At 53.8% G+C, this 12,751-nt stretch carries 6 protein-coding genes; all 6 read left to right on the top strand.

All coding sequences use genetic code 11. The annotated features are described in order from the left end of the window. Positions 1 to 11: 11 nt before the first annotated feature. The 6 genes from AC1EK1_RS04900 (at position 12) to AC1EK1_RS04875 (ending at position 11,972) form a co-directional block, all read left to right on the top strand. Positions 12 to 1,700, top strand: a complete 1,689-nt coding sequence (locus tag AC1EK1_RS04900; protein ID WP_480306681.1) for a DUF5018 domain-containing protein — start codon at positions 12 to 14, stop codon at positions 1,698 to 1,700. Positions 1,701 to 2,506: 806 nt separating this feature from the next. After that, a complete protein-coding gene (locus AC1EK1_RS04895; RefSeq protein ID WP_480306679.1) occupies positions 2,507 to 4,051 on the top strand; it encodes an Mfa1 family fimbria major subunit in 1,545 nt (514 codons plus the stop codon). Between the two features lie 115 nt (positions 4,052 to 4,166). After that, positions 4,167 to 7,094, top strand: coding sequence for a fimbria major subunit (locus AC1EK1_RS04890; RefSeq protein ID WP_480306678.1), 2,928 nt, complete (start codon positions 4,167 to 4,169; stop codon positions 7,092 to 7,094). A gap of 9 nt (positions 7,095 to 7,103) precedes the next feature. Continuing rightward, complete coding sequence (locus tag AC1EK1_RS04885; RefSeq protein WP_480306676.1) at positions 7,104 to 9,842, top strand: fimbria major subunit; 2,739 nt, start codon at positions 7,104 to 7,106, stop codon at positions 9,840 to 9,842. A 12-nt stretch (positions 9,843 to 9,854) separates the two neighbouring features. After that, positions 9,855 to 10,847, top strand: coding sequence for a FimB/Mfa2 family fimbrial subunit (locus AC1EK1_RS04880; RefSeq protein ID WP_480306675.1), 993 nt, complete (start codon positions 9,855 to 9,857; stop codon positions 10,845 to 10,847). Positions 10,848 to 10,853: 6 nt separating this feature from the next. Then, the gene (locus tag AC1EK1_RS04875) at positions 10,854 to 11,972 is read left to right on the top strand and encodes a hypothetical protein (RefSeq protein ID WP_480306673.1); all 1,119 of its coding nucleotides are present in this window, start codon (positions 10,854 to 10,856) and stop codon (positions 11,970 to 11,972) included. Positions 11,973 to 12,751 lie beyond the last annotated feature (779 nt).

The following is a 12,751-nucleotide window of genomic DNA, read 5'->3' as shown; positions in this document are numbered from 1 at the left end:
AGACACAGCACATGATGAATACATACCAATCCACAGTCTCTGCCCTGCTCCTCGCACTCACCCTCTTCACAGCGGGGTGCAAACAGCCGGAGGCAACCACACCCACAGGCGAGAAGTACGGCATCACCTCACTGTCGGCCACCTTCCCCGGTGACGACAGCTCCGAAAACCTATTCGCCGCCGAGATCGATCACGAAAAAGGTACTATAGCAGTTGTCTTTCCCTACAACTACCCACGCAACACCTACCAAGTGCTGCCCCAGTCTGCCCTCTCCAAAGTAAAAGTGGCAGCCGAGCTAGACAACAACGCTACCATAGCCCCCGCACTCGGCATAATGGACCTCACCAAAGAGCAGACCCTGACCGTCACCAACGCATTCAACGAAAAAAAGCAGTACACCATCATCGGTGTCATCCGCAAGAGCAGTGAGGCAGAGATCAAGGAGTTTGCCATCACCGAGCCGGCACTCACCGGGATCATCGATGCAGGGACCAAGACGATTACCCTGATCCACAGTGGCACAATCGGCAAGGCAAAGGCGACCGTCACCGTCTCCCACGGTGCCACCCTGAGCCCCGACCCCAACACCACACCCATAGACTTTGACTCCGATCCGGAAATAACCGTCACCGCCCAAAACGGGGTCGACAAAACCGTCTACAAGGTAACCAAGTGCCTACCCAAAAAGGTAAAAGCAGGCATCCGACAAGGCAGTGCCAAGCTACTCTGGACCAAAAAGCTCAAGGACGACTTGGGCATCAATGTGTTTGACCTCACCGGAGGTATCGCCTACTCAGGAGGCAAGCTGATCCTCAATACCCGCAACCAACCAAGCCTCATCCTCAATGCCCGCACCGGTGACAAGGAGGGAGCCATCGAGACCATGGCCACAATCACAGGAGGGGTGACCAACTTCTACACCACCTCCGACGACTCCGGACATATCCTCATCTGCAACCTCTCCCCCAATGCCGGCACATTCAAGATCTGGATGCTAAAAAACAGCACCGACACACCGCGGCTCCTGATCGACTGGGGCGGAAGTGGCACCAACAAGCTGGGACGAAAGTTTTCGGTCATAGGCGATATTACGAAAGACGCTGTCATTACGGCACCCGTCTACGAGAGCGACTGCAAGTTCCAGCGCTGGCAGATCAAGGATGGGCGATTGCTCTCCACCACCCCCACGGAGGTCATGGTCAGTGCCGTCACATCCCAGTGGCGCTTCAATTGCGACATCATAGCCTCCGATCCTGCCAACCCCACCTCCGACTACTTCGTTGCCGCCTACTCATTCACCGATCCCGTCAAGCTACTTTGGATCGATGGTGCGACCCACGCAATCAAGGCGGCAGGCCCCGTCATTGGCAAGCCCAATATTATTGTCAATGCAGTGGACTGCACGATGTTCAATGGCAAGAGGTACGTCACCACCAGCTCCATCACCAGTGGCGCACTATCCGAGACACAGGACGACATTGTCTACCTGCACGATGCCACCACGGTCGATGGCTTCACCGGCCCTATCTGGAGAAGTGATGCCGGAAAATATGGAGGCAAGGACAACACGCAAAACAACGCTAACGGCACAGGAGATGTGTTGCTACAGCCATCAGAGGACGGCTACTACCTCTACCTCTTCTTCATGTTCACCAATGGCCAAGTAGGTTGTGTACAGTTTGACTGCATAGACCTATAGACCACACACCGATCAACCCGAGAGGGGGGCAAAAGTCACTTTTGCCCCCCTCTCTTTTTTTGCTTTTTCAGGCCCGATTGCGGGCTGATCGTTTTCTTCTGTCCGTCTAAGTGATTGCTTCTATCCGTGAAAAGGGTTGCTTCTATCCGTGAAAAGTTTCGCTTCTATCCGTGAAACTCAATGCTCTTTATAAGTGTTTGATTATCAACGCCCCCACGAGGAGTCTTTTTGGGACCCGATTTGCCGATCTGTTTTGTGACCCCTAGCGGGGTCGTAGGGTGGTGGGGGCCGTCTTTTTCCGGGGGTCATCGTCGGGGCTTTCGCCCCTCCTCGACCGCCCGGCTATGAAAGCGCGACCCCTAGCGGGGTCGGCAGCCCCGGACTGTCTTCCCTGATTTTGCCGCCCCCTTTTGTGACCCCTAGCGGGGTCGTGAGGTGGGGCATTTCCAACCGGTGTCCGCCCATTGAACGGGAAACATCGGGTCCAGCACCCCGCTAGGGGTGCCTCCTTCATAGCCCGGGTGTCGAGGGGCGTAGCCCCGAAGACCCCGGGACCGCAGTCGCCCCGAAAAAACACGACCCCGCCAGGGGTCGCAAAACCGATCGGCAAAACCGATCAACAATATCGCCTTGGCAAAATGGCAGGGAAAATCCGGCATCGGCATCGGATTTTTCATGATTTTCCACCGAAACGAACAACTACTATTTCAAAACATGTAAAATTTTTGTTACCTTTGCCCCGATAAGGGTGCATTGTGATACATACTGAATAATATCTTTTTTTACAATTAAATCAACTAACAGTGATGACAAAAAAACTAACTCGCGCATTGCTAGCTTTTGCCCTCGTAGGAGGTCTGTCAGCGTGCAATAAAGAAAATGTCAATGGGACCCCTGAGGTTGTCCCATCTACCGGCAACACCTATATGTCTGTTGCTGTATCTACTGCCCTACCCGCTGAGGGTCCCCTGAAGGCAGAGGATACTAACCACAACCCTATGGGTGAGTACGGCGGTCGTGACCAGATCAACGACCTCACCGTCTATGTGGTCTCTGTCTCCAACGGTAAGGTGGAGAAGCAGGAGTTTACGGGCCTCACCCCGGTTTCAGGGAAACCCAACGTGTACCTCACCAAGGCATGGAAGGTGGATGCCGGTATGAAGGAGGTCTATGTCCTCGCCAACCTCAACGGCACACCCATCAAGACCGCTCTCGACAATGCGGCCGCTATCGGTAAGACTGCCTTTGAGACTGCTTATGCCGACTCCTACGACATGACCGATGCCAGTGGTGTCCTCGGTACCTATGCCAAACTCGATGGTGGCAAAGATATCATCGGAATGAACGGCAAGACTGCCGCTCAGGTGGAGGTCAAGGGTGGTGTGGATCAGGCTACGGCAGAGGCCGGTACTAAAAACTGCGCCAAGATCAACGTCCGTCGTCTCGTCGCTCAGGCGGTTGTGACCAAGGATGCGGCCAACGACCTGACCATCAAGGGTACCCGCAACGGTGCCACGGTCACCATCGCCACTCTCTCTGACCTGAAGTGGGATGTGATGCAGTTTGAGAAAAAGACCTACCTCGATCCTATGACATCTGAGAACGGTCAGGAAGCTACCAAGGTGAAGTACTGCAAGACTCCTTCTTTCGAATTCATCCCCGCTAGCCTCAATGCATTCACTACTGATGCCGCCGGCAAATACTTCTATCGCGCCATGACCGGTATCGCGCTGGGAGACTTCACTCGCAATGCAAGCAATCCCGATAATGTCACGAGCATCGTGGGCAATACGATGAAGTTCATCACCGAGACCACCCACCAGTACGGTGGTAAGCCGGTTGCCGAGGGTGGTGTGGCTCCTGAGACCGGCTACCGCAAGGGCAATACCGCCTATGCCATCATCTCTGCCCAGATCACTCCTAGCAACGACACATGGGCTACCGGTCAGGAGACCGGATACGCTGCCGGAAGCGACCTCTTTTATGGTCTGAACGACGGTAAGTTCTACAAAGACAAGGCTGCTGCCAAGGCTGCCAACCTGAACAACGACAAGAACGTCCTCACCTACAAGGGTGGCCTCTGCTACTACGTGACTTGGCTCAACCCCAACGAGGTCGCAAAGCCACTCACCTCTCCGGTGCTCCGCAACAACATCTACCACGTGAATATCAAGGCCTTCAAGAAAGTGGGCTACACCGGCAACCCCCTCACACCGGGTACCGAAAACCCAAAAGACCCGAACGACAATACTCCTGACCCCTCCGAGCTGCTCTCTGTATCTGAGACCTATATGGCTGTAGAGGCTACGGTGGTAAACTGGGGCGTACACTCGGTAGACCTAGAGCTCTAAAGCTGACCAAGACAAAGTCCCAGGGGTGCTTTTGAATCAAAACCCCGAAGGCAGGAGGTGCTTGACCGCACCTCCTGTCACTAGTATAAATAGAGATCAATAGAAGAAATAAGATATGACCATCAATGACCGATTGATCAAGCGTCTCTCCGTCGTACTCCTACTGTCGGGGCTGCTCCTCCCGCTTGCGGGCTGCAAAAAGGAGTTGCCGGTCCCGGAGGATACCGGTCGGAGTGGCTACACTATAGAGCAGGAGGGGACCACCTATATGTCACTCTCTCTGAGGGCTACCTCTGCGGCCACCACCTCTGATCTGCCGGAGGTGGACAAGAGTGCCGGCAACTACACCGCCACTTGGCAGGGAGATGATGTTATCGAGAACTTTGCCATCTACATTGTTTCCGAGGGCGACAATACGGTGCAGTGCATCTCTGGTCGCCCGGATGATACCAATATCGTGAGGCGTTGGGATCCCGAAAAGCAGGAGCTACTGCTCACGCCCTTCAAGACCAAACCACTGAGCAAGAAGATCTTTGCCTTTTTCAACATCCCCGAGCAGTACCGCCGGTACCTAGAGGAAAAGAAGACGGATAAGCGAGCTTTCCTAGAGCGGATCGCCGAGCCGATCCCCTACATGGGAGAGCCGGGCATCACCTACGATGGGGATGCCCCCCGGCTGGAAGCGTTCCGCCCCGACAGCCATATCGCCACGAAGAAGATAGCAACCGACACTATCCCTAACCTGGAATCATTTTCCGATAAAGGAAGGTCGGGGTATCCGGAGAGTAAGGTGCCACGACGCTACCTTGACTTCCCCAATGCATTCTTTGATACTGAAAGAATGTCCTCGATTAAGCCTGGCCCTCTCCCATTTATCAAGCGCAAGGATCGGATCCTCTCCTCCGGTGTGCGGGACAATTACCTGCCGGAGGACTATGTCACGGCCGACGAGGTGATGAGTGATGAGCGCAACGTGGTGAAGATCTACACCCGCCGGGCCTTGGCACAAGCTGTGGTGACAGCCGAGGCGGCACTCGTGAATGAGCCTATCCACGAGCTGGAGGGCATGGTGATCAAGGGAGTGAGCTTTCAGGTCTTCAACTTTGAGCCTACCTTTTTCCCCATCGCCAAGACGGAGAAAGAGGGCGACCTACCGGGCAATCGCAACACCCGCACCCCCCTCTATGACCAAACCAATAATAGCTCGCTGATCAACTTCTCCACCTACCGACCAACGCTATGGGATGAGACGTTTAGTATGGATGCACTGGTACGGGATCGCTTCTTCCGCTCAGCACACTTTGTCTATGGAGAGGGGCCTGCCGAGCTCGATCCCTCCGATAAGGACTATGCTCAGAAAATCTTGCGGGAGATAGAGTATAGCGACAAACGAGAAATTGATGGGACGTTACCAGTTGACGAGCGGAGTAGACCCATTCCCCTCACGCACACCACCACATTCTGGGGCAGCTGCTACGTGACCGAGAGTACCCACGCATGGGCCGAGGATGGCTCCAGTGGCTACAACACCTCCAATACTCCATTCTTTGCGGTCGTCGCCTCCTTTGATATGCGGAGCCTCCCCTGGGCGTCCAAATCGGAAGGGATTGTGGCTGAGAAAAACAATAATAAGCAGGCTGACTTTGAAAAACTGGTAAAGGATCTCAAAGATCAATTGCAAAAAGCCAAGGACGATCTAGCTGCCATACCCGAGGCCGGTGGCGGTGGTATGAGTGAGGCGGACGCCGATGCTGTTTTCGAGGCCTATGTGCAGTGGTGGAAGAACCATCTCCGTAATCCAAATGGGGCGAAGCGCTTTTTTAACAGCATCTCAAAGCAAAGGGATGCGTTTGTTAAGACAAAGGCGCTAGACGAGGCGGGATATCTGAATAAGATTAAGCGAGATAGGAGCACACTACGCACACAGGATTTTAAGGGCGGTCTAGAATTAGCTGACAAAGGCTACCGCAACAAAAAGTATCCCGAAAACAAGAGAGTCGGCAGCCCAACAGAACTAGATGCTACGGATCTAGATGTTGAGCAAAAAGAATTTAAGAAGACGCTCGAAGCGGATAGGAAGCTGAGAGCGGGTGACCCCAATGCCGATAAGCGCGCTCAGCTATCGAATCTGATAAAGGATCTTGAGAAGCAAATTGAGAAAGAAAAGAAAGAATTCTTTAGATCCGATGGGTGGTACCCCAGTGAAAGTAATAGTAGAGAGCTCTTCACCCCCTCTATGTATGAGCAGGGGATCACTCGCATCTACTACTCTCAGGTAAATAAGAAGTTCTACCTCAATTACCACGAGATACCTGTGGACAAACGTGATGGCAATGCGACACACACCCTCAGTGCCAATGATTCTTGGGTACGTGAGCTGAAGGCCAAGCTGCCCAACGGCAAGGACTTCCCAACCCATGCCAATGGCGTCTCACTAACTAACGCTGTACTGGCACCGGACACCCCGGGCTTGATGGAGAAGCTGAGCAAGCTACTCAATGGGCAACTCAAGGAGACCGACCTCTCTATTGCAGAGCGGCACTCGATGGACTTTTACCTCTACGGTCGTATCGCTCCGGGACTGAAGGAGTACTTCTATGGAGCCAATTTTAACCGCACCGATCCGGTAGATATCCACAGTGGCTATGTGGAGTGGTACACCGCCCAAAAGAGAGACAAAGTGGTGAGCTACCCCTGCTACATCCGCAACCGCGTAGAGGACCAAAATTCCATCCGTGGTGCGCGCCTGATGATGGTCTACTACGCTTGGCTCAACCCCAATACCAAGAGCGCTGATACCTGGTGTGCCTCACCTGTCTTACGAAATAACATCTACCATATGCATATTGCCGGCTTCACCAAGATGGGGCTGTCGGCTATCCCCTTTGTGCCGAGGGAGGATAAGCTCTTCCACACCCCCTTTGACCCCGATGAGGAGGTGCCACTCGAAGGTATGCCCCTGAACTCGGCCACTGCAACCGGCTCAGCCCGCAACGCCAGCCTGATGGGCACCGGCTCGTCCAGCTTTAGGATGACATTCTGATCAGAGATAATGATGATGACTAAGATATACAGATCCAAAATATTCAGCCTATTGATGGTGTCCCTGCTCCTCGTAGGTGCCGGTGGCTGTCGGAAGGAGACGTTCGTGACGGTTACCCCCGATCCGGCACAGAGCGGTGTGACCCCCTCATACGGTACCACCTACATGTCCCTGAGCCTACGTATGGGAGGCAATACCGGTGATGTGGAGGATAGCTCGGGCGAAAACTACCTCAGCAATTGGTCCGGTGATGACGACTTCACCACCTTTGCCGTCTACGTCCTCTCCGATGACCGTGACGAGGTACACTACATTGGTGGCGATATTGCAGGCAGTGCCGATATCCTCGACTTTAATAATGGAAAGTTGATGCTGAAGCCTTGGAGGACCTCTCCCGGGGAAAAGACCATTTATGCTTTCCTTAATCCCCCCGATCAGTATGTCACTTGGCTAGGTGAAAAACTCAGCAATAAGAGTGACTTCTTGGAGCGCATTGCGGAGCCTATTCCCTTCCAGGGGGAAAGCGGTATCACCTATACTACTCAGCCGGAGATGTATGCCTTCCGCCCTGATCCCAATATCGCCAGGAAAGTGCTCGCTCAGCCCCACAAAGAAGTGGCTCCGGTGCCTTCATTCAAAACGTATCCGGCCGAGTTGTATAAAAATGAAGATACGCCACTGAGCGTGTACCTTGATAATGTTAAGCCGGATGAAAAGGTACCTCCCTTTCTTAACTACCGTGACCATATGATGTGCTCCGGTCTTAGTAAAGAGAATACGGTAGAGGCCAATGTCACTGAGACACAGGTGACGAATTCGCGGACCAATCTCGTCACCATGAGTGTCCGCCGTGTATTAGCCCAGGCAGTGGTAACAGCAGACAACAGCATACTGAATACCGGGATAAAGGGCGACCCGGAGAAGTCGCAAATGAAGCTGAGAGGGCTCTACTATCAGGTGCTCAACTTTGAGCCTACCTTCTACCCCGTTGCCCAGACAACGGACGACAACTGGTACGGCAACAAAAATACCAAGACCCCTTCATCAGGCAATTTGAACCCCGATAACTTCATTAACTTCTCTACCTACGAGACGAAAACACGTAATTACCCCGACTTCTCAGCAAGCACTCTGATAAGTGATAACTACTTCAGATCGATGCTCTTCCCCAAGAAAGAAGAGATCATGAAGGAAAATAAGTTGATGATACCGGAGCTATTGCGCCGTCTGGAACTGGTCGAAGGAGGTTTTGAAGATTATATCGTTACAGATTTCACATATAATAAGCCGTATCCTACCACACTATGGGGTAGCTGCTACGTGACCGAGACCACCCACAAGTGGGGCGATAGTACCGATAGCGAATACCGCAAGGGCAATACCCCCTTCTTTGCCATCATTGCCGCCTTTGATATCGCAAGCCTTCCTTGGTCCAACGCCACCTCTGACGGCATCGCATCTGACATAGCCAAGAGACAGCTTCTTTATGACCAGACCGTCGCTCAGTGGAATGCAGAGATCGCACAAAAGAAGCAGCAGCTCAAGACTGTTCAAGAAACGCTGAAACCACTACAAGAGGAAGTGGAAAAGTTGGAGAATGAATGGGTAGTTCTCGTTACACCATACTTGAATAATCAAAAGCCTCGAATAGACAGACTTAATAGGATCTTAAAGTGTCGCGAACAGTACAAAAATGGCGAACTCGATAGCAAGAAGTTCGAGGGTCGTGTTGCAAGTGATCTAAATACGATATCCAGATATATTAGCAAAGACAAGACGAACGAGCAGAGAAAGAAGGCAGAAGCTAAATGGGCTGAACTAAGAGAGGCTGATAAAAAAGTCGATGCAAACGAGAACAAAAAGGAAGCCGGTAGAATCAACAAAGAGATTAAAGAGCTAGAAAAAAACGTCAAGGACACCTATAACAGGTTATTGGGGAAGAAGAGTTGGTTCAAAGATAACTACACTCAAAAGCTTTATGAGCTGGGCGCCAACCGTATCTACTACTCACTCGATGAGCAGAAGTTCTACCTCGACTACCACGTCATCCCGGTGCGGTATCGTGGCGGTGGGCACAACCTACAGATGAGTGATGCGTGGCTTACCCCACTAATAGAGAAAAGAAATCAAGCTATTCGTAAAGGCGCAACCGCCACCGATCTACCGGAGCCAACGCAGGAGTTGCTTGCTCTATTTAACGATGTACTGAATGGCACCAAGCAGGCGGAGACACTTACGCAGGAGCAGCAAAACGCAATGAACTACTACCTGTATGGCAGGGTCAAGCCGGAGCTGGCCAGATCTTTCGGAGCTGCTGATGAAAATCAAGCTCTAGACCTCCACCTCGGCTATGTCACATGGTACACTGCGACGAATAGGGATAAGGTGGTTAACTACGAGGTACTGATCAGAAAAAGGAAGGACAAATCTATAGAAGATGGACGTCTGCTGATGGTGTACTACGCTTGGGTGAACCCCAGTACCAAAAACAGGACCACCTGGTACTCAGCCCCCGTGTTGCGCAACAATATCTACCACGTACACATCACCGGCTTTGTGCGGATGGGGCTCTCGGGGATTCCTTTTGTGAAGACCCCCACTGACGCCCGCTACTCCTACCTCCATCACCTGGATCCGGACGAAAAAGTGCCGAGTAATGATGAGCACCTACCGGTAAAGGATACCTCCATGACCATCCAAGTGAACAACGTAGGGTGGGGCATACATAGCTACGAACATAAGTTCTAATAAACATTAGATATGACTAAGAGAATACTAAATACAGCACTGACCCTCCTTCCGCTCCTCTTGATGGGAGGGTGTCACTCATCGGTATATGAGCAACTAGATGGTTGTGCACGAGATCTGGAGGTCTCCCTCTACAGCCAGACAGAGTGTGCCACTCAACGCAGCTACCCGGCTGAGATCAAGTCCGTCCTCCTTGTCGCCTACAACGAAAAGGGGGAGGTAGTGGCCACCCAGACATACGAGGGTGCCCTCTCGGAACAGACCAAAGTAAAGATGAGGATCCCATCCTCTGAGTCGATCCGTGTGGCGGCATGGTCGGGGCTGGACAAGGATTGCTTTGAGGTGACCCCCATGGTACCGGCCAAGGAGCTATTTGCGAAGCTACGCACCGACATCAACCTCAAGGGGCGTGTCGTCTACCGTGGTGTGAGCCAGCAGGTGCCCCTGAAGCCCCTCAACCGTCTGGGCACTCCGGAGGTGACCCCCGTGGAGGTCAATATGACCGAACTGACCAACAGAGTCACGGTACACATCACCGGCCTGGAGGAGCCCGAGAAGGTTTCGCTCACCGTCTCTTCCGCCAATGACCGATACAGTGGCGATGGCAGGATGCTCACCACTGCACAGGACAACCCCTACAAGTACGTAGCGGAGATTGTCCGCAAGCCCAATACCTACGTTGGCCCTCCCGAGCCGGGCTGTGAGGCAGAGCATAATGGAGAGCTGATCGCCACCTTTACCACCCTAGGCCTGGAGAGCGGTCACAATAGCTTTGTCACCATCTCCAAGGAGGGTGCGCAGCAACCCCTCCAACAAAACCTCATCGCCCTCATCCTCTCGGCTGCTCGCAAGGGTGCGGACATCAATATGCGATGCGACCGCGACTTCACAGTCGACCTGAAGGTGAAGCGTTGCCCCAACTGCGACGAGGGCTACCAGGTGGCTTGGATCAAGGTCAACAACTGGCTGGTGCATAGCGTGGACACTGACCTAAATCTACTCTGATACTCAATGAGCGCAGAGAGATTGTCGTACCCAAGGGATAACGAGGATCTGACCAAAAGGTCCTACGTGCGACACCCTCTGTGGCAATACTATAGGGCAAGCCTTTGGTTTTGCCTCCTCTCTCTCCTCTCCGTGGGATGTAGAGACCGTCTATACAGCGACCCCTATCCTGACCCCGGTCAGGGTAAGGTCGCTGTCGTTTTTGAGCACCCCCACCTTGCCCTGCCGGAGGGTACCGAGCGGTACTTTGGTGGGCTCTCCTCCTTGCGTTTGGTGGCGGTCGACCTCCGAGGCAAGGTGGTCTACAATCGTCTCCTCCGCTACGAGGGCGCAGACCGAGAGCTACACCCCGACCGTCTCACTTGTACCGACCCGGTCATTTTCGATGAGGGAACGTATGAGTTTTTCTTCATCGCCAATGAACGATACATAGGACTTGACACGCATGCGCTGTCGCAGATCTCCGGCAAGCGTGCCCTCCTACGACTGACCCACCTTCTCTCCCCGACGCGCCAGTCGGACCGGCCTCTCCGTATCCCCTTGGTGGGGCGTCTCCTGCGACAACTACCCCGAGCGAGGGAGTCGCACAAGCTCATCCTCATCACCCCCGAGCTTATCCCCACCACCTCCCTGCTGGAGATCCACACCCTGCCAAGTGATGATGGAGAGACCCCCTGGGTGCGATCCGTGGAGATTGCCTACCCCGTCGATCGACTTGAGGCCGGCCTTTTTGGCTACCCCTACTCAAGGGAGGCAGACCGTCGGCGAGAGCTACACTACTACCCCCTCACACCCCTTGACAAATTGGGGCAACTCTACTGCGTCGGACTGCCCGAGGTGAGGAGCTATGCTCCGGAGAATAGTCGCTGGACCGGTCCGGAGGGCAGTGGCATCGTCCACCTACGCATACAGCTTGTCACGGGTGAGACCAAGTATCTCCCCCTGATGATCGTGCCACCTAACCGCCAGCCAAGCAGCTATGCCGACTACCTCCGTCTGGCAGGTGAGAAGGCCCCCCTCGGTCCCGGTGGGCTGGTGGAGCGTTTTAGCATCCCGCGCGGCAGACTCTACAGGTACGAATTGACCAAAGACGCCACCCTGAGAGCCATCGTTACCGAAAAGTGACCCCCAGAGAGGGGTCGGTAGCCCCAGACCGCCTGACCGAATTTACCGACCCTTTTTGCGACCTCTAGCGGGGTCGTAGTGTGGCTGGTGGCTACCTTTTTCCGGGGGACATCGTCGGGGCCTTGCCCCTCCTCGACCACCCGGCTCTGAAAGCGCGACCCCTTGCGGGGTCGACATACCCGGACTGTCTACTCGGCTTTTGCCGACCCCTTTTGCCGATCTGTTTTGCGACCCCTGGCGGGGTCGTGAGGTGGCGAGTGATCCTCGTTTCCGGGGGTCATCGTCGGGGCTTTCGCCCCTCCTCGACCGCCCAGCTATGAAAGAGCGACCCCTTGCGGGGTCGGCAGATCCGGACATCTGCCCCATCACTTGGACAAACCAAGGGTCGCAAAACAGGTCAGCCGGTTTGGGTCGGTAGCACCCCGCCAGGGGTGCCTCCTTCATAGCCCGGGTGTCGAGGGGCGGAGCCCCGAAGACCCCGGGTCTGCAAGCTCCGAAATAAAAAACGACCCCGCCAGGGGTCGCAAAGCAGGTCGGCAAAAGGGGTCGCCAAAAACGGGATTGTTTTTTCCCTACTATCCGTCTAAGCGATTTCTTCTATCCGTGAAAAGGTTCGCTTCTATCCGTGAAAAAGATTGCTTCTATCCGTGAAACTCAAGGGTCTTTGTAACTATCTGACTATCAGAACCACCAAAGGTAGCCTTTTTTGATCCGAAAAATCACCCCTTTTGCCGACCCCTTTTGCCGATCTGTTTTGCGACCCCTGGCGGGGTCGTGAG

The organism is Porphyromonas sp. C0026D3, assembly GCF_056590775.1.
Note: the sequence above shows the minus strand (reverse complement) of the source record. Positions and strands in the feature narration are given on the sequence as shown.

Excerpts from the sequence above, each read along its gene's own strand:
- AC1EK1_RS04900 (WP_480306681.1), top strand. The coding sequence starts at position 12 with ATGATGAATACATACCAATCCACAGTCTCTGCCCTGCTCCTCGCACTC.
- AC1EK1_RS04895 (WP_480306679.1), top strand. The coding sequence starts at position 2,507 with ATGACAAAAAAACTAACTCGCGCATTGCTAGCTTTTGCCCTCGTAGGA.
- AC1EK1_RS04890 (WP_480306678.1), top strand. The coding sequence starts at position 4,167 with ATGACCATCAATGACCGATTGATCAAGCGTCTCTCCGTCGTACTCCTA.
- AC1EK1_RS04885 (WP_480306676.1), top strand. The coding sequence starts at position 7,104 with ATGATGATGACTAAGATATACAGATCCAAAATATTCAGCCTATTGATG.
- AC1EK1_RS04880 (WP_480306675.1), top strand. The coding sequence starts at position 9,855 with ATGACTAAGAGAATACTAAATACAGCACTGACCCTCCTTCCGCTCCTC.
- AC1EK1_RS04875 (WP_480306673.1), top strand. The coding sequence starts at position 10,854 with ATGAGCGCAGAGAGATTGTCGTACCCAAGGGATAACGAGGATCTGACC.